At 54.0% G+C, this 18468-nt stretch carries 18 protein-coding genes; 12 read left to right on the plus strand and 6 right to left on the minus strand.

Annotation, left to right across the window (positions count from 1 at the left end):
- Positions 1-85: 85 nt before the first annotated feature.
- The 4 genes from clpX to bolA all read right to left on the minus strand — a co-directional run bounded on the left by clpX (position 86) and on the right by bolA (position 4317).
- Positions 86-1360, minus strand: a complete 1275-nt coding sequence (gene clpX / locus ACOTZC_RS16480) for an ATP-dependent protease ATP-binding subunit ClpX (protein WP_023310570.1) — start codon at positions 1358-1360, stop codon at positions 86-88.
- Between the two features lie 126 nt (positions 1361-1486).
- The gene (gene clpP / locus ACOTZC_RS16485) at positions 1487-2110 is read right to left on the minus strand and encodes an ATP-dependent Clp endopeptidase proteolytic subunit ClpP (RefSeq protein WP_010428105.1); all 624 of its coding nucleotides are present in this window, start codon (positions 2108-2110) and stop codon (positions 1487-1489) included.
- Positions 2111-2370: 260 nt separating this feature from the next.
- On the minus strand, positions 2371-3669 hold the full coding sequence (tig, locus tag ACOTZC_RS16490; RefSeq protein ID WP_126302957.1) for a trigger factor: 1299 nt from the start codon (positions 3667-3669) through the stop codon (positions 2371-2373).
- A 330-nt stretch (positions 3670-3999) separates the two neighbouring features.
- Positions 4000-4317 (minus strand): transcriptional regulator BolA, encoded by a 318-nt coding sequence (gene bolA, locus ACOTZC_RS16495; protein WP_021241655.1) that lies wholly within the window; start codon positions 4315-4317, stop codon positions 4000-4002.
- 305 nt (positions 4318-4622) lie between these two features.
- On the opposite strand from bolA, the gene ACOTZC_RS16500 reads away from it, so the two are divergent.
- The 8 genes from ACOTZC_RS16500 to ACOTZC_RS16535 all read left to right on the plus strand — a co-directional run bounded on the left by ACOTZC_RS16500 (position 4623) and on the right by ACOTZC_RS16535 (position 13495).
- Complete coding sequence (locus ACOTZC_RS16500) at positions 4623-5201, plus strand: lipoprotein (protein ID WP_023310568.1); 579 nt, start codon at positions 4623-4625, stop codon at positions 5199-5201.
- 46 nt (positions 5202-5247) lie between these two features.
- Complete coding sequence (gene ampG, locus ACOTZC_RS16505; RefSeq protein ID WP_047173811.1) at positions 5248-6723, plus strand: muropeptide MFS transporter AmpG; 1476 nt, start codon at positions 5248-5250, stop codon at positions 6721-6723.
- A 477-nt stretch (positions 6724-7200) separates the two neighbouring features.
- Entirely contained in the window at positions 7201-8148 is a 948-nt protein-coding gene (gene cyoA, locus ACOTZC_RS16510) for a cytochrome o ubiquinol oxidase subunit II (RefSeq protein ID WP_014882770.1), read from the plus strand.
- Positions 8149-8164: 16 nt separating this feature from the next.
- Positions 8165-10156, plus strand: coding sequence for a cytochrome o ubiquinol oxidase subunit I (cyoB, locus tag ACOTZC_RS16515; RefSeq protein ID WP_014168864.1), 1992 nt, complete (start codon positions 8165-8167; stop codon positions 10154-10156).
- On the plus strand, positions 10146-10760 hold the full coding sequence (locus tag ACOTZC_RS16520) for a cytochrome o ubiquinol oxidase subunit III (protein WP_014168863.1): 615 nt from the start codon (positions 10146-10148) through the stop codon (positions 10758-10760). Before cyoB ends, ACOTZC_RS16520 begins: the two co-directional genes overlap by 11 nt.
- Positions 10760-11086: a cytochrome o ubiquinol oxidase subunit IV gene (locus ACOTZC_RS16525; protein ID WP_006176899.1), complete on the plus strand. Its 327-nt coding sequence runs from the start codon at positions 10760-10762 to the stop codon at positions 11084-11086. The genes ACOTZC_RS16520 and ACOTZC_RS16525 overlap by 1 nt, the downstream gene beginning before the upstream one ends.
- Before the next feature lie 11 nt (positions 11087-11097).
- On the plus strand, positions 11098-11985 hold the full coding sequence (cyoE, locus tag ACOTZC_RS16530; RefSeq protein ID WP_013095848.1) for a heme o synthase: 888 nt from the start codon (positions 11098-11100) through the stop codon (positions 11983-11985).
- Between the two features lie 148 nt (positions 11986-12133).
- Positions 12134-13495: an MFS transporter gene (locus tag ACOTZC_RS16535; RefSeq protein ID WP_421635885.1), complete on the plus strand. Its 1362-nt coding sequence runs from the start codon at positions 12134-12136 to the stop codon at positions 13493-13495.
- A 32-nt stretch (positions 13496-13527) separates the two neighbouring features.
- On the opposite strand, the gene ACOTZC_RS16540 is transcribed toward ACOTZC_RS16535, so the two are convergent.
- Positions 13528-14019 carry a YajQ family cyclic di-GMP-binding protein gene (locus ACOTZC_RS16540; RefSeq protein ID WP_033144770.1) on the minus strand — a complete coding sequence of 164 codons (492 nt, stop codon included), beginning with the start codon at positions 14017-14019 and terminating at the stop codon, positions 13528-13530.
- 121 nt (positions 14020-14140) lie between these two features.
- Here ACOTZC_RS16540 and panE point away from each other — a divergent pair, with 121 nt between their 5' ends.
- Together panE and yajL are read left to right on the plus strand one after the other, a co-directional pair.
- A complete protein-coding gene (gene panE, locus ACOTZC_RS16545; RefSeq protein ID WP_045400674.1) occupies positions 14141-15052 on the plus strand; it encodes a 2-dehydropantoate 2-reductase in 912 nt (303 codons plus the stop codon).
- Positions 15015-15605, plus strand: a complete 591-nt coding sequence (gene yajL / locus ACOTZC_RS16550; RefSeq protein WP_023310563.1) for a protein deglycase YajL — start codon at positions 15015-15017, stop codon at positions 15603-15605. Before panE ends, yajL begins: the two co-directional genes overlap by 38 nt.
- 63 nt (positions 15606-15668) lie before the next feature.
- Here yajL and thiI read toward each other — a convergent pair whose 3' ends face one another.
- Positions 15669-17117 (minus strand): tRNA uracil 4-sulfurtransferase ThiI, encoded by a 1449-nt coding sequence (thiI, locus tag ACOTZC_RS16555; protein ID WP_023310562.1) that lies wholly within the window; start codon positions 17115-17117, stop codon positions 15669-15671.
- A 191-nt stretch (positions 17118-17308) separates the two neighbouring features.
- On the opposite strand from thiI, the gene xseB reads away from it, so the two are divergent.
- Entirely contained in the window at positions 17309-17551 is a 243-nt protein-coding gene (xseB, locus tag ACOTZC_RS16560; RefSeq protein WP_008503331.1) for an exodeoxyribonuclease VII small subunit, read from the plus strand.
- On the plus strand, positions 17552-18451 hold the full coding sequence (ispA, locus tag ACOTZC_RS16565; RefSeq protein ID WP_064791217.1) for a (2E,6E)-farnesyl diphosphate synthase: 900 nt from the start codon (positions 17552-17554) through the stop codon (positions 18449-18451).
- Positions 18452-18468: the final 17 nt, after the last annotated feature.

An 18468-nucleotide genomic window follows, 5' to 3' on the forward strand; every position in this document is an offset into this window, starting at 1 on the left:
ACACATTCAACGCTATGAATACGGAAAAAGTAAAGGGGAGATAAAATCCCCCCTTTTTGATTAACTGCTTGTATGATTTGGTGAATTATTCGCCAGATGCCTGCTGCGCTTCCGGTTTGCCGTAAATCAGCAGCGGCTTGGTTTGACCGCTAATAACGGACTCGTCAATCACCACTTTCTCAACGTCTTCCATCGACGGCAGATCGTACATGGTGTCGAGCAGTGCTGCTTCAACAATTGAACGCAGACCACGAGCACCGGTTTTACGGACCATCGCTTTCTTGGCAATAGCATCCAGCGCTTCGTCACGGAATTCCAGATCAACGCCTTCCAGATTGAACAGCGCCTGATACTGCTTGGTCAGCGCATTTTTCGGCTCTTTCAGGATCTGGATCAGCGCGTCTTCGCTCAGCTCATTCAGCGTTGCCACAACCGGCAGACGGCCGATGAATTCAGGGATCAGACCGAATTTGATCAGATCTTCCGGTTCAACCTGAGACAGCAGTTCGCCTTCGTTTGGTTTTTCGGACGTCGATTTCACCGTTGCGCCAAAACCAATGCCGGAGCCGGTTTCAACACGGTGGGAGATGACTTTGTCCAGACCAGCAAACGCACCGCCACAGATGAACAGGATCTTGGAGGTATCAACCTGCAGGAACTCCTGCTGCGGATGTTTACGACCACCCTGTGGCGGAACGGCGGCAACCGTACCTTCAATCAGTTTCAGCAGTGCCTGCTGTACGCCTTCACCCGATACGTCACGGGTAATGGACGGGTTGTCTGATTTACGGGAGATCTTGTCGATCTCATCGATGTAAACAATCCCGCGCTGCGCTTTCTGTACGTCGTAATCGCACTTCTGCAGCAGTTTCTGGATGATGTTTTCGACGTCCTCACCCACATAACCGGCCTCGGTCAGGGTGGTGGCATCCGCCATCGTGAACGGAACATCAAGCAGGCGCGCCAGAGTTTCAGCCAGCAGCGTTTTACCGGAACCGGTTGGGCCGATCAGCAGAATGTTACTTTTACCCAGTTCTACGCCATTGCTGGTGTCGCCGTTACGCAGACGTTTGTAGTGGTTGTAGACCGCTACTGCCAGCACTTTCTTGGCCTGCTCCTGTCCGATGACGTAGTCGTCAAGGTGATGACGAATTTCATGCGGCGTTGGCAGCGCGCTGCGCTCACGGTGCGGTGCGACTTCTTTAATCTCTTCGCGAATGATGTCGTTACATAAATCGACACATTCGTCGCAGATATACACGGACGGCCCGGCAATCAGTTTACGCACTTCATGCTGGCTTTTGCCGCAAAAAGAGCAGTACAGCAGTTTGCCCGAACCATCTTTGCGTTTATCTGTCATGAGTCCAAACCTCTTTTTAAGTTCTTTGTGCCGCACATGACGACGCAAATGCCATTCTAAGACGCAAGCTGCAATCAGCAGCGTGCCGCCCTACCTTAGTATAGCGGCACACTCGCGTCACGGGCATCAATTACGATGGGTCAACACGGAGTCGACTAAGCCGTACTCAACTGCCTCTGGAGCAGAGAGGAAGCGATCGCGCTCGGTATCACGCTCGATCTGCTCGAGTGGTTGACCCGTATGCTGCGCCATAAGTTCATTCATGCGCGCTTTTACTTTCAGAATTTCGCGGGCGTGGATTTCGATATCCGTCGCCTGCCCCTGGTAACCGCCCAGCGGCTGGTGAATCATCACGCGGGAATTTGGCAAGCAGAAACGCTTACCTTTCGCCCCTGCTGTTAACAGGAACGCGCCCATAGATGCAGCCTGACCCATACAGATAGTGCTTACATCAGGCTTGATGAATTGCATGGTGTCATAAATGGACATACCTGCTGTAATCACGCCACCCGGGGAGTTAATGTACAGGTAAATGTCTTTTTCCGGGTTTTCCGCTTCCAGAAACAGCATCTGCGCCACGATCAGGTTAGCCATGTGGTCTTCCACCTGGCCGGTCAGAAAGATAACGCGTTCCTTGAGCAGACGGGAATAGATATCAAAAGAACGCTCACCACGTGAGGTCTGTTCAATAACCATTGGCACCAGAGCCATATGGGGTGCAAAGTTATCTCGTTCGCCACTGTATGACATTTCCGTCTCCTGGATCAAAATTGAAAACACCTGCTGTACTGATTGTAACCTTACGGACGGATTATCAGCCAGTCTCATTCATCATGATTACGTACTTATGGGGTTCACAGTGCCCTATTTCAAGCATAACAACCTTTTGTTGTTACGCTAACACCGAAAGGGCGTTTTAGCACTCTTCCTGGGCTATCGCTGCGATAAAAAAAACCCGCTGCCGCAAGGCAACGGGTTTTCTGTTCAAACTTTAAACCGTTGGGGCGAAATTACGCCTGCTGGTTCATCAGTTCGTTGAAAGAGGTCGCTTTTTCGGTCACTTTCGCTTTCGCCAGTACCGCTTCAACAGCCTGCTCTTCCAGGGCAACATTGCGCATGTTGTCCATCAGCTCTTTGTTCTTACCGTAGAACTCGATCACTTCTGATGGATCTTCGTATGCAGAAGCCATCTCTTCGATCAGGCCTTTCACACGCTCTTCGTCAGCTTTCAGCTCGTGGGTACGAATCACTTCGCCCAGCAGCAGGCCAACAACAACGCGGCGTTTCGCTTGCTCTTCGAACAGCTCGCGCGGCAGTTCCATCGCTTGCTGCTGGTTGCCACCGAAACGCTGTGCAGCCTGACGGCGCAGAACGTCGATTTCGCTGTCGATCAGGGCAGTTGGAACGTCGATTTCGTTGGCTTTAACCAGACCTTCGATCGCCTGAGATTTCACACGGTTACGCACCGCGCCGTTCAGTTCGCGTTCCATGTTCTTACGCACTTCGGTACGCAGACCCGCTACGGAACCATCTTCCACGCCGAAACGCTTGATGAATTCTTCAGTCAGTTCTGGCAGTTCGCGCTCTTCAACTTTCTTCAGGTTGATAACGAACTTCGCTGCTTTCCCTTTCAGGTTTTCAGCGTGGTATTCTTCCGGGAAGGTCACGTCGATAGTGAACTCTTCGCCAGCCTTGTGGCCTTTGATACCGTCTTCGAAGCCTGGGATCATACGCCCTTGGCCCATTGCCAGTACGAAGTCAGACGCTTTACCGCCTTCGAACTCTTCGCCGTCTACAGAACCGGTGAAGTCGATGGTGACACGGTCTTCAGCGTCAACAGCGCCTTCTTTCTCTTTCCAGTTCGCCTGCTGCTTGCGCAGGGTATCCAGCATGGCGTCAACGTCTTCGTCAGTCACGGAAACAACTGGTTTTTCAACTTCGATAGATTCCAGACCTTTCAGCTCAACTTCCGGGTACACTTCGAACTCTACGGAGTAGGTGAAGTCTTCGCCCAGTTTGTATTCGCCTGGAACGTAGTTCGGCGCACCGGCCGGATTGATTTTTTCTTTGATGATCGCATCGATAAAGTTACGGCTCATCAGTTCACCCAGCACATCCTGACGCACGGAAGCGCCATAACGCTGAGCAACAACATTCATTGGTACTTTGCCCTTGCGGAAGCCGTCAATACGTACTTTTTTTGCTACGTTGACCAGCTCGCTTTTCACAGCAGTTTCGATGCTGTCAGCAGCGATAGTAATCGTTACACGGCGGCCAAGGCCTTGAGTGGTTTCAACTGAAACTTGCATCTTGTTACCTCAAAAAAATCACAGTGCTCGGTCAACTCTGAATCTGTCTGTTATACCGGGATGCTCTCTTAGTGCAGATCCACATTCCCTGTCGCCAGAATCATCCCGAAGACATTCAATAAGACGCGGCATTATAGCGGCATCACTTAGGTGAGTCGAGAACGGTTGGGGCATGTTGCTGCGGCTTTTTTCACACTTTAAGGCTATTTTTAGCCTTAAAATCGCACCATCCGCTCAAAACTCAAACAAAACAAAACGGCCCGGAGGCCGTTTTGAGGAAATCTGTAAGCAACATACTGGAAAAGCTCCAGCCGTTGCAAATCCGATTTATCAGGCGATAGTGCCTGCACCGCGACAGGGAGGCGATGCGAAAACCGTATCCTGCAGGCCTTCCCATTCCTTAATGGTGTAGGTATGCAGTGCCAGCGCATGCACGGTCGTGGAGAGTTCTTCCGTCAAGGTGCTGTAGATCAAGCGGTGTCGATTCAGGAAACGTTCTCCCGTGAAGCGATCGCTAACCAGAACCACTTTAAAGTGGCTTTCAGAACCTGCCGGCACGTTATGACGATAGCTTTCGTCGACGACTTCGAGGAACACAGGGTTGAACGCTGCCCTTAATTTATCTTCTATATGCTCACGTATCATCATGAAATTACTCCTCCGACAACGCCAGGATGTCACCCATCCCTTTAAATGTTAGCCGCTTTTACCGTTTCCATTACACCTTGACAACAAATATTTAGCTTTCGTCTGATTTTCTCATTCAAACGAATGAAGTTCACTGTGAGACTCATACGTTTTGTCATACACGGATTGGGAAAAACGGTGAACTGGTCAGTTTTCGGACAAGGCGATGAATTTACATGCGTTGACCACTTCCCCTCGCCGTTGGCGATGTTATGATGGCGGCAATTTTTCTCTTTATATGCTTACGATTCGTTGAGAACCCGAAAATGTTAAAAAAACTCTTCTTTCCGTTGGTAGCCCTTTTTATGCTGGCAGGCTGCGCTACTCCGCCAACCACTATTGATGTCTCACCAAAAATCACCCTGCCTCAGCAGGACCCAAGCTTGATGGGCGTCACCGTGAGCATTAACGGTGCCGATCAGCGTCAGGATCAGGCGCTGGCAAAAGTGACCCGCGATAACCAGCAGGTTACCCTCACCGCGTCCCGCGACCTGCGCTTCCTGCTCCAGGAAGTGCTGGAGAAACAGATGACCGCTCGCGGCTACATGATTGGCCCAAGCGGCGCGGTCGATCTGCAGATCATCGTGAACAACCTGTACGCTGACGTGTCACAGGGCAACGTGCGCTACAACATCGCGACCAAAGCGGATATCGCCATCATTGCCACCGCGAAGAATGGCAACAAGATGACCAAAAACTACCGCGCCAGCTATTCTGTTGAAGGTGCCTTCCAGGCTTCTAACCAGAACATTGCTAACGCCGTGAACAGCGTGCTGACCGACACCATTGCCGATATGGCGCAGGACACCAGTATTCACGACTTTATCAAGCAGAACGCGCGTTAATCCCGCTCTCTGACCCGGTGTATCACCGGGTCAGTTTTATAAGAACATGTCCAGCCACTACTTACGCATTTTCCAGCAACCGAAATCAGCTATCCTGCTGATCCTCGGCTTCGCCTCGGGTTTACCCCTCGCACTCACTTCCGGCACGCTTCAGGCGTGGATGACGGTTGATAACATAGATCTTAAAACCATCGGTTTCTTCTCGCTTGTCGGCCAGGCCTATGTCTTTAAGTTCCTGTGGTCTCCGGTCATGGATCGCTATACGCCGCCTTTCCTCGGGCGTCGACGCGGCTGGTTAGTGATGACGCAGATCCTGCTGCTGCTGGCTATTGCGGCGATGGGATTTCTTGAACCCACCACCCAGCTTCGCTGGATGGCCGCGCTTGCGGTGGTGATTGCCTTCTGTTCCGCCTCTCAGGATATCGTGTTCGACGCCTGGAAGACGGACGTGTTACCTGCGGAAGAGCGCGGCGCCGGTGCGGCAATCAGCGTGCTGGGCTATCGCCTCGGGATGCTGGTCTCCGGCGGGCTGGCGCTGTGGCTCGCCGATCGTTACCTCGGCTGGCAGGGCATGTACTGGCTGATGGCCGCCCTGCTGATCCCCTGCATTATCGCGACGCTGTTCGCGCCCGAACCGAGTGACGTCATCCCGGTTCCCCGCTCGCTGGAGCAGGCCGTCGCCGAACCGCTCCGTGACTTCTTTGGCCGCAACAACGCCTGGCTGATCCTGCTGCTTATCGTCCTTTATAAGCTGGGCGATGCCTTTGCCATGAGCCTCACCACCACCTTCCTGATCCGGGGCGTCGGCTTTGACGCCGGTGAAGTCGGCGTGGTGAATAAAACGCTGGGGCTGTTTGCGACCATCGTCGGCGCGCTTTATGGTGGCGTATTGATGCAGCGCCTGACGCTGTTTCGCGCGCTGCTGATTTTCGGCATCCTTCAGGGTGCCTCTAACGCAGGCTACTGGCTGCTGTCGATTACCGACAAACATACGATCAGCATGGCCGCGGCGGTGTTCTTCGAAAACCTCTGCGGCGGCATGGGAACCGCGGCGTTTGTCGCCCTGCTGATGACCCTGTGCAACAAGTCGTTTTCCGCTACCCAGTTCGCGCTGCTCTCGGCGCTCTCCGCCGTTGGGCGTGTTTACGTTGGCCCGATTGCCGGCTGGTTTGTGGAAGCCCATGGCTGGCCAACATTTTATCTCTTCTCGGTCGTGGCTGCCGTGCCGGGAATTTTATTGCTGCTGGTCTGCCGTCAGACGCTTGAATATACCCAGCGGACAGAACATTTTATGCCGCGCACCGAATATCGCCGCGCTTACCGTTTTGCGCTACGTCTGTTAATGGCGGGCTGTATCGCTCTGGCGCTCTGGCTTGTGGTGCTTATTATCAATGCCAGCACCTCTCTGGTACTCCCTTTCGAAGCCCTTCTGCTGGACGCAGGCGCCCTGCTGGCTATCGCCGGGATCCTGATCGGAGGTCTGCTCGATTTCATGGCGTTGCGTAAAACGCAGATGACCTGAAGAAAAATGCGAAAGGTTATTTCCCGTTGTAATCACTAACTGAAATTATAACGGTGAAATAGCCGCCAACCGCAAAAAAAATATTTGTTGATTTGTGCGGGATAGGATTTGGAAATTATTGGCTCCCACTCCAAAACGCTATTTTTCATTAAACGATTCAGCATACGAGAGTTTGATTTTTCGTTTTTTAGATGTCTTTTTATTGATAATTAATTGTTAATTTTTTGTTTATTTTTAACAATGGTTATACCAATTGCCCCTTTTAGGGTATGCTTGGGGGTCCTTTCGTTATAAAGCCCATGCCGTGCGGCTTCGGTCATAAAAACCGACATAATTTGCAACACTTGTGACACGTGCGGCAGAACCCGGTAACACCTTCCTGACACAGGCCTAATGATGTTTACAGTAATGTAACCTTCCCGTAAAATGCCCGCACACTTTAAACGCCACCAGACTCCGTGGAATTGAGGTCGTTAAATGAGACTCGGGAAATACAATAAAAGTTTGGGATGGTTGTCATTATTCGCGGGCACTGTATTACTCAGTGGCTGCGATTCTGCACTACTAGACCCCAAAGGACAGATTGGACTGGAACAACGTTCACTGATATTGACGGCTTTTGGCCTGATGTTGATTGTGGTTATTCCTGCCATTTTGATGGCTGTTGGTTTCGCCTGGAAGTATCGTGCGAGCAATAAAGATGCGAAGTATAGCCCTAACTGGTCACACTCCAATAAAGTGGAAGCTGTGGTCTGGACGGTTCCTATTCTGATCATCCTGTTCCTTGCCGTACTGACCTGGAAAACCACTCACGCACTTGAGCCAAGCAAACCGCTGGTTCACGATGAGAAACCTATTACCATTGAAGTGGTCTCCATGGACTGGAAATGGTTCTTCATCTATCCAGAGCAGGGTATTGCTACCGTGAATGAAATCGCCTTCCCGGCGAACACTCCGGTTCAGTTCAAAGTGACCTCCAACTCCGTAATGAACTCCTTCTTCATCCCACGTCTGGGTAGCCAGATTTACGCGATGGCCGGTATGCAGACCAACCTGCACCTGATCGCGAATGAAGCAGGCACCTATGATGGTATCTCCGCCAGCTATAGCGGCCCGGGCTTCTCAGGTATGAAGTTCAAAGCTATTGCGACGCCAGACCGTGCCGCTTTCGACCAGTGGGTTGAAAAAGCGAAGCAGTCTCCAAACACCATGTCTGACATGGCGGCGTTCGAAAAAGTGGCTGCACCAAGCGAATACAACAAGGTGGAGTACTTCTCTAATGTGAAACCAGATTTGTTCAAAGACGTTATTGGCAAATTTATGGATCACGGCAAGAGCATGGACATGACCCAGCCTGAAGGCGAGCACAGCGCGCACGAAGGTATGGAAGGCATGGACATGAGCCACGCGGAAACCGCTCACTAAGGGGCCGAGGAAGAAAATGTTCGGAAAATTGACACTGGATGCAGTGCCCTACCATGAACCGATTATCGTGGTTACGGTGGCTGCAATTATCATTGGTGGCGCGGCCTTACTGGCCCTGATCACTTACTTCGGTAAGTGGAGCTACCTGTGGAACGAGTGGCTGACTTCGGTTGACCACAAAAAACTCGGTATCATGTACTGCATCGTCGGTATCGTCATGTTAATTCGTGGCTTTGCGGATGCGATCATGATGCGTAGCCAGCAGGCACTCGCTTCTGCGGGTGAAGCCGGCTTCCTGCCACCGCACCACTACGATCAGATCTTTACCGCCCACGGCGTTATCATGATCTTCTTCGTGGCGATGCCGCTGGTTATCGGTCTGATGAACGTTGTCGTTCCGCTGCAAATCGGCGCGCGCGACGTGGCGTTCCCGTTCCTGAACAACCTGAGCTTCTGGTTCACGGTTGTCGGCGTTATCCTGGTTAACCTGTCACTGGGTGTGGGCGAATTCGCGCAGACCGGCTGGCTGGCTTACCCGCCGCTGTCAGGAATTGAGTACAGTCCAGGCGTTGGCGTCGACTACTGGATTTGGGCGCTTCAGCTCTCCGGTGTCGGTACTACCCTGACCGGTATCAACTTCTTCGTGACCATTATCAAGATGCGTGCCCCTGGCATGACCATGTTCAAGATGCCGGTATTTACCTGGGCATCTCTGTGCGCCAACATCCTGATTATTGCCTCCTTCCCAATTCTGACCGTCACCATCGCGCTGCTGACCCTGGACCGCTACCTGGGCACCCATTTCTTCACGAATGATATGGGTGGCAACATGATGATGTACATCAACCTGATTTGGGCCTGGGGTCACCCGGAAGTGTACATTCTGGTTCTGCCTGTGTTCGGTGTGTTCTCCGAAATCGCGGCAACCTTCTCGCGTAAACGTCTGTTTGGTTACACCTCTCTGGTGTGGGCAACCGTGTGTATTACCGTTCTGTCGTTCATCGTTTGGCTGCACCACTTCTTCACCATGGGTGCGGGCGCGAACGTAAACGCCTTCTTCGGTATTACCACCATGATTATCGCCATCCCTACCGGGGTGAAGATCTTCAACTGGCTGTTCACCATGTACCAGGGCCGCATCGTGTTCCACTCAGCAATGCTGTGGACTATCGGCTTCATCGTGACCTTCTCCGTAGGTGGGATGACCGGCGTACTGCTGGCGGTACCAGGCGCTGACTTCGTTCTGCACAACAGCCTGTTCCTGATTGCGCACTTCCATAACGTTATCATCGGTGGCGTGGTCTTCGGCTGCTTCGCTGGCGTAACCTACTGGTGGCCAAAAGCGTTCGGCTTCACGCTGAACGAAAAATGGGGTAAACGCGCGTTCTGGTTCTGGATCATCGGCTTCTTCGTAGCATTTATGCCGCTGTACGTGCTGGGCTTCATGGGTATGACCCGTCGTCTGAGCCAGCAGATCGATCCGCAGTTCCACCCAATGCTGATGGTTGCAGCGGGCGGTGCCGTGCTGATTGCTTGTGGTATCGCGTCTCAGCTGATTCAGTTCTACGTGTCTATTCGCGACCGCGACCAGAATCGTGACCTGACCGGTGACCCATGGGGTGGCCGTACGCTGGAGTGGGCAACCTCTTCTCCACCTCCTTTCTATAACTTTGCCATCGTGCCGCAGGTTCATGAACGCGACGCATTCTGGGAAATGAAAGAAAAAGGTGAAGCGTACAAGCAACCTGCTCATTACGAAGAGATCCACATGCCGAAAAACAGCGGTGCGGGCATTGTGATTGCCGCCTTCGCAACGGTATTTGGTTTCGCAATGATCTGGCACATCTGGTGGATGGCGATTGTTGGCTTCGCCGGCATCGTAATCAGCTGGATTGTGAAGAGCTTTGACGAGGACGTGGACTACTACGTACCAGTCCGTGAAGTTGAGAAGCTGGAAAACCAGCATTTCGACGAGATTTCTAAAGCGGGGCTGAAAAATGGCAACTGATACTCTGGCGCACTCAACTGCCCACGCGCATGAGCATGCGCACCACGATACAGGACCGACCAAAGTCTTCGGTTTCTGGATCTACCTGATGAGCGACTGCATTCTGTTCTGCTGTCTGTTCGCGACCTATGCCGTTCTGGTGAACGGCACGGCGGGCGGCCCGGCTGGCAAGGACATCTTTGAACTGCCGTTCGTTCTGGTTGAAACCGCACTGCTGTTATTCAGCTCCATCACCTACGGCATGGCGGCTATCGCCATGTACAAAAACAACAAGAGCCAGGTTGTGTCCTGGCTGGCGTTGACCTGGCTGTTTGGTGCTGGATTTATCGGGATGGAAATCTATGAATTCCATCACCTGATCATGGAAGGCTTCGGCCCGGATCGCAGTGGCTTCCTGTCAGCGTTCTTCGCGCTGGTCGGTACCCACGGTCTGCACGTCACCTCCGGTCTGATCTGGATGGCAGTACTGATGTTCCAGATTTCCCGTCGCGGCCTGACCAGTACTAACCGTACCCGTATCCTGTGCCTGAGCCTGTTCTGGCACTTCCTGGACGTGGTGTGGATCTGTGTGTTCTCTGTTGTATATCTGATGGGGGCGATGTAATGAGTCATTCAAACGATCATGGCGCTTCCCACGGTAGCGTAAAAACCTACATGACAGGTTTCATCCTGTCGATCATCCTGACGGTGATCCCGTTCTGGATGGTGATGAGCGGTTCTGCGTCTAAGCCGGTTATTCTGGGTGCAATCCTGGTGACCGCGGTGATTCAGATTCTGGTGCATCTGGTTTGCTTCCTGCACATGAACACCAAGTCCGATGAAGGCTGGAATATGACCGCCTTTATCTTTACCGTGATTATCATCGCTATCCTGGTAGTCGGTTCCATCTGGATTATGTGGAACCTCAACTACAACATGATGGTTCACTAAGAGCGGCGAGTATGTTTAAGCAATACCTGCAAGTAACGAAACCAGGCATCATCTTTGGCAACCTGATCTCCGTGATCGGAGGGTTCCTGCTGGCCTCTAAGGGCAGCATTGATTACACCCTCTTTATCTACACGCTGGTCGGTGTGTCACTGGTTGTTGCGTCCGGTTGTGTATTTAACAACTACATCGACATGGATATCGACAAGAAGATGGAAAGGACCAAAAATCGGGTGCTGGTGAAAGGCCTGATCGCCCCTTCCGTCTCGCTGGTGTACGCCACCTTGCTGGGTATTGCTGGCTTTATGCTGCTGTGGTTTGGTGCTAACCCGCTGGCCTGCTGGCTGGGGGTGATGGGGTTCGTGGTGTATGTGGGCGTCTACAGCCTGTATATGAAACGCCACTCCGTCTACGGCACGCTGATTGGTTCTCTCTCCGGCGCTGCGCCGCCGGTGATTGGCTACTGCGCGGTCACGAACGAGTTCGACAGCGGTGCGCTGATCCTGCTGGCTATCTTTAGCCTGTGGCAGATGCCGCACTCCTATGCCATCGCGATTTTCCGCTTTAAGGATTATCAGGCAGCGAACATCCCGGTTCTGCCGGTCGTGAAGGGCATTTCAGTTGCCAAGAACCACATCACGCTGTACATCATCGCCTTTGCCGTGGCAACGCTGATGCTCTCTCTGGGCGGTTACGCCGGATATAAATATCTGGCGGTAGCGGCCGCGGTGAGCGTCTGGTGGCTCGGTATGGCGCTGCGCGGTTACAAAGTGGAAGATGACAAAGTCTGGGCGCGCAAGCTGTTTGTGTTCTCGATTGTGGCCATCACCTCGCTATCGGTGATGATGTCCGTGGACTTCATGGTGCCGGATTCGCACAACCTGCTGACTTACGTCTGGTAAGCCAAACAGGTCAATAAAAGGGTGCTTCGGCACCCTTTTTTATTCACTGAATCTACTAATAACGCATGTAATATTTGTTAAATAACCCTTTATTTACCCCGCCCCTTCCCCGCACTACACTATGGCCTGCTTTTGAACTGAGGTGGTAATGAACGATTATAAAATGACGCCAGGCGAGCTACGCGCGACCTGGGGCTTAGGGACTGTCTTCTCGCTACGGATGCTTGGCATGTTTATGGTCCTGCCTGTTCTGACCACGTACGGTATGGCGCTGCAGGGGGCCAGCGAGGCGCTGATTGGGCTCGCGATCGGCATCTACGGCCTGGCGCAGGCGGTCTTCCAGATCCCCTTTGGCCTGCTCTCTGACCGGGTGGGCAGAAAGCCGCTGATCGTCGGCGGGCTGCTGGTCTTTGTGCTCGGAAGCGTGATTGCCGCCCTCTCCCACTCCATCTGGGGGATTATTCTTGGCCGCGCCCTGCAAGGGTCCGGCGCGATTGCCGCCGCGGTGATGGCGCTACTCTCAGACTTAACCCGCGAGCAAAACCGCACCAAAGCGATGGCGTTCATCGGCGTGAGCTTTGGCGTGACGTTTGCGATTGCCATGGTGCTGGGCCCCATCATTACGCACACGTTGGGTCTGCACGCCCTGTTCTGGATGATTGCCGTGCTGGCAACCATCGGTATTGCCTTAACCCTGTGGGTCGTGCCGGACAGCAAGAACCACGTTCTGAACCGTGAATCCGGCATGGTAAAAGGCTGCTTCAGCAAAGTGATTGTTGAGCCGCGCCTGCTTAAGCTGAATTTTGGCATTATGTGCCTGCACATCCTGCTGATGTCGACCTTTGTCGCTCTGCCCGGCCAGCTTGCCGCAGCGGGTTTCCCGGCGGCTGAGCACTGGAAAATCTATCTGGTCACGATGCTGATTTCGTTTGTCTCCGTCGTGCCGTTCATCATCTACGCCGAAGTGAAGCGCAAAATGAAGCGCGTCTTCGTGGGCTGCGTGGCGGTCCTGCTGATTGCCGAAATTGTGCTCTGGGGTGCCGGTCCGCACTTCTGGGAACTGATTGCCGGCGTACAGCTGTTTTTCCTGGCCTTTAACCTGATGGAAGCGCTGCTGCCGTCGCTGATCAGCAAAGAGTCCCCCGCCGGATATAAAGGCACCGCGATGGGCATCTACTCCACCAGCCAGTTTCTCGGCGTGGCGATCGGCGGCTCGCTCGGCGGCTGGGTGGACGGCCTGTTTGATTCACAAACCGTGTTTCTCGCCGGTGCGCTACTGGCGACGGTCTGGCTGCTGGTCGCCAGCACCATGAAAGAGCCGCGCTACGTGAGCAGCCTGCGTGTAGATATCCCGGATAATGTGGAAATCAGCGATTCGCTTAAGCAGCGTCTTGAAGCAAAAGAGGGTGTAACAGAGGTGCTCATTGTCCCGGAAGAGCGCAGCGCTTACGTCAAAATAGACAGTAAAATGACCAACCGCTTCGAAGTCGAGCAGGCGCTCAAAGCGTGAAAAAAAGCCCGGTTAAACCGGGCTTTTTTATATTAATCGCGGAAGTTTTTAAACTGGAACGGTTGCCCCAGATCGCCGCCGCGCACCAGTGCCATTACGGACTGGAGATCATCGCGGGACTTACCGGTCACGCGAATTTCTTCGCCCTGGATCTGCGCCTGCACCTTCAGCTTGCTGTCTTTAATGAGCTTAACGATCTTCTTCTGCACCGCGCTCTCGATGCCCTGCTTCAGCCTGGCTTCCACAAACCAGTTTTTACCGCTGTGCACAAACTCTTCCGGCACGTCCAGAGACGTCCCTTCGATACCGCGTTTTAACAGCTTGGCGCGCAGAATGTCGAGCAGCTGATTCACCTGGAAGTCAGACTCGCTCAGCACCTTAATGGTCTTATTTGCGTCGTTCAGCTCAAACGACGCCTCAACGCCGCGAAAATCGAAACGTGACTCAACTTCGCGGGTTGCGTTCTCAACGCCGTTGCGAACTTCCTGGATATCAACTTCGGAAACAATATCGAAAGATGGCATCTTTTCTTCTCCCTTCACTTTTGTTGCGTTGCATAATACCCGCTACGAGGCATAACTCAACAGAAGCTTAGCTGTATAATTAAGCTGTAACACCTGGCGCAGTTGCAGGTGAGGAGGAACAATGAAAATTACGGTGCTCGGATGCGGAGCGCTTGGTCAGCTGTGGCTGACCGCGCTGTGCAAGCACGGACATGAGGTTCAGGGCTGGCTGCGCGTGCCCCAGCCCTATTGCAGTGTAAACCTGATTGGTGAAGACGGAAGCATCTTTAACGAATCCCTCACCGCGAACGATCCTGACTTCCTGGCGCAAAGCGACCTTTTACTGGTGACGCTCAAAGCGTGGCAGGTCTCAGACGCGGTAAAAACGCTGGCCGCGCAGCTCCCCTCCACTTCCCCCATTCTGCTGCTGCATAACGGCATGGGGACGCTTGATGAGCTGAAAAACGTCCCGCAGCCCCTGCTGATGGCGACGACCACGCACGCTGCGCGTCGCGACGGCAACATCATCGTGCATGTCGCCAGCGGCGTGACGCACATCGGGCCCGCCAGAACTCAGGATGGAGATTACAGCTATCTTGCCGATGTGCTGCAGAAGGTGCTGCCGGACGTCGCCTGGCACAACAACATCCGCCCTCAGCTGTGGCGCAAGCTGGCGGTAAACTGCGTAATCAATCCGCTGACGGCGCTGTGGAACTGCCCGAACGGAGAGCTGAAAAATCATCCGCAGGACGTTGCCATGCTGTGTGCGGAAGTCGCGGCGGTCGTTGGGCGGGAAGGCCTGCATACCTCGGCCGACGATTTGCGCTGCTATGTCGAGCAGGTCATTGAGAGCACGGCAGAAAACATCTCCTCGATGCTGCAGGATGTTCGGGCATTACGCCACACGGAGATCGACTACATCACCGGCTATCTGTTAAAACGCGCCCGCGCGCACGGTATAGCCGTGCCGGAAAACGCCCGTCTGTATGACCTGGTTAAACGTAAGGAGAGTGAATATGAGCGCGTCAGCACTGATCTGCCTCGCCCCTGGTAGCGAAGAGATGGAAGCGGTCACCACCATTGATTTGATGGTGCGCGGCGGCATTAAGGTCACCACCGCCAGCGTCGCCAGCGACGGTAATCTGGCAATCACCTGCTCGCGCGGGGTGAAAATCCTTGCGGATGCCCCCCTTGTTCAGGTGGCTGACGGCGATTACGACATCATCGTTCTGCCCGGCGGCTTAAAAGGCGCGGAATGTTTTCGCGACAGTCCGCTGCTGGTCGAGACCGTGCGTCAGTTTCATTTATCCGGCCGCATCGTCGCGGCAATCTGTGCCGCCGCCGGAACGGTTCTGATTCCGCACGATATCTTCCCCATCGGCAACATGACCGGTTTCCCAGGGCTCAAGGATACGATCCCGGAAGAGCACTGGGTTGATAAACGCGTCGTCTGGGATCCGCGCGTCAACCTGCTGACCAGCCAGGGGCCAGGCACCGCGATTGATTTTGGCTTAAAGATTATTGACCTGCTGGTCGGGCGCGAGAAAGCGTACGAAGTAGCGTCATCGCTGGTGATGCCTGCGGGGATTTATAATTATTACGAATAGGTGTTCTCCCTCACCCTGTGGGAGAGGGGCGGAGGCAACAGGTCGCCCCCGCCCTGCAATAAACTACGGGCGATACACCTTCACATTCGCAAAGCCCTGCTCGCGCAGATACAGCGCCTGCAGTCGGCTCATCACCCCACGCTCACACCACAGCAGATAGGTTTTGCTCTGGTCGAGGTCGCCAAATTTGGTGCTCAGCTTGTAGAACGGCAGAGAAACCACTTCGACGCCTTCAACCTGCAGCGGCTTGTCATCCTGCTCATCAATGGAGCGAATATCCAGAATTGCATCGTTAGCGCCGAAACCGCTCACGGTTTCAACTTCAACGACTTCCTGCTCGGTCTGCTGGGCAATCTCGCGGATGTCGATGTTGGAGGCTTCCTCCACCACTTTTTCCAGAATGCTGAAATCGAAGTTCTCTTCTTCCGCTTCGATCTTCGCCTTCACCGCCTTCACCGTTGGGCTTTTTGAGATCACGCCGCAGTATTCCGGCATGGTGCGGGCAAAATCTTCGGTGCCGATTTCGCGCGCCAGGTCGATGATGTGCTCTTTGTCGTGGGAGATCAGCGGACGCAGGATCAGCGTATCAGACACGTTGTCGATAAGACGCAGGTTGGTCAGCGTCTGGCTGGATACCTGGCCCAGCGCTTCACCGGTGACCAGCGCCTGCACGCCGTAGCGCTCGGCAACTTTGGACGCCGCACGCACCATCATACGCTTCAGCACCACGCCCATCTGGCCGTCGTCGACTTTCTCGAGGATTTCACCCACGACCGGCTCAAAGTTGATCGCCACGAAACGCACGCGGTGGGAACTGCCGAAGCGGTTCCACAGATAATGCGCGACCTGACGAACGCCGATTTCGTGCGCCGCGCCGCCCAGGTTGAAGAAGCAGTAGTGCACGCGGCAGCCGCGACGCATCAGCATATAGCTGGAGACGCCGGAGTCGAAGCCGCCGGAGATGAGGGACAGGACGTCTTCCTGGGTGCCGATCGGGAAGCCGCCGATACCTTCATAGCGCCCTTTCACCAGCAGCAGGCGATCGTTTTCGATCTCCAGGTTCACGGTCACGTCCGGGTTGGTCAGACGAACGCGCGCCGTTTCAACGTGCTGGTTCAAACCGCCGCCAACGTAACGTTCCACTTCAATAGAGCTGAACTCGTGCTTGCCGCGACGCTTCACGCGCACGCAGAAGGTTTTGCCTTCGATCTGATCGCGGTACTGGACCAGCGCTTTCTCGAAGATGTCGTGCATATCGCTGAACGGAACATCTTCCACTTCCAGGATATGGTGGATCCCCGGAATACGGGTCAGCGCGTCGCGAATATCCTGACGTTTATTTTCGTCTTTGGCGCGTACTTCAACGTGGTCCCAGTGGCGCACCACGGCGAGGGTTTCGTCGTAGTGCTTTAATACGTTACGAATGTTCCCGGTGAGAATTTTAATAAAGCGCAAACGCACAGATTGGCTTTTGATGGTGATTTCAGGGAACAATTTAATGATAAACTTCATGGCGGCAATGTTTCTTAGGCAAGCGTATTAAGGCTTGTAATGGAAAAGAGTACAGCAGCCCACACCCGTGGCTGCATCCAGGCGCGCAAGTATACCACCATCGCGCCGCTCCTGTGCACATTGCGCGTTATTTGATAATTGCCCTGAGTCCGTTACCATGTCGGGGCTGAGAATATAAGAGTCAATTCACTATGCCGAAGAAGAACGACGCACCGGCCAGTTTCGAAACTGCGCTGAGTGAACTGGAGCAAATCGTTACCCGTCTTGAGAGCGGCGATCTCCCGCTGGAAGAGGCGCTCAATGAATTCGAGCGTGGCGTGCAGCTGGCGCGCCAGGGGCAGGTCAAACTGCAGCAGGCCGAGCAGCGCGTGCAGATCCTGCTTTCCGACAGCGAAGACGCGAAAACCACGCCTTTCACACCGGACGCCGAGTAAATGGATTTTGCCATCGAGCTTCAGGCGCGTGTCGTACGCGCCAACGACGCCCTGCGCCGTTTTATTGCGCCACAGCCTTTTCAGAACACTCCACTGGTTGAAGCCATGCACTATGGCGCACTCTTGGGTGGAAAGCGCCTGCGCCCGTTCCTGGTGTACGCCACAGGCAATATGTTTGGCATCAGCGACAACACGCTGGACGCCCCGGCAGCCGCCGTGGAGTGCATCCACGCCTACTCGCTGATCCACGACGATCTCCCGGCCATGGACGACGACGATTTGCGTCGGGGTCAACCCACCTGCCATATCAAGTTTGGCGAGGCGAATGCCATTCTGGCGGGTGATGCCCTGCAAACGCTGGCATTCTCGATTTTGAGCGATGCACCGATGGCGGAAGTGGCCGACCGCGACCGCCTGGCGATGATCTCCGAGCTGGCAATGGCCAGCGGCGTGGCCGGCATGTGCGGCGGACAGGCGCTGGATCTTGAAGCGGAAGGTCGTCAGGTTAATCTGGAACAGCTGGAGCGTATTCATCGCCATAAAACAGGGGCGTTGATTCGTTCCGCCGTTCGCCTGGGCGCGCTGAGCGCGGGTGAACAAGGGCGCAAAGCCCTGCCGATTCTGGACAGATACGCAGAAAGTATCGGTCTGGCATTCCAGGTTCAGGATGACATTCTGGATGTGGTGGGCGATACTGCAACATTGGGTAAACGTCAGGGTGCGGACCAGCAGCTTGGCAAAAGTACCTACCCCGCCCTGCTGGGCCTTGAGCAAGCCCAACGTAAAGCCCGGGATCTGATTGACGACGCCCGCCAGTCGCTAAATGAACTGGCCGCGCAATCGCTGGATATCTCGGCACTGGAAGCGCTAGCGGACTATATAATCCAGCGTAATAAATAAACTATATATCTCGATGA

Source organism: Enterobacter cloacae complex sp. SHL009, assembly GCF_049237205.1.
Lineage (GTDB): Bacteria > Pseudomonadota > Gammaproteobacteria > Enterobacterales > Enterobacteriaceae > Enterobacter > Enterobacter cloacae_M.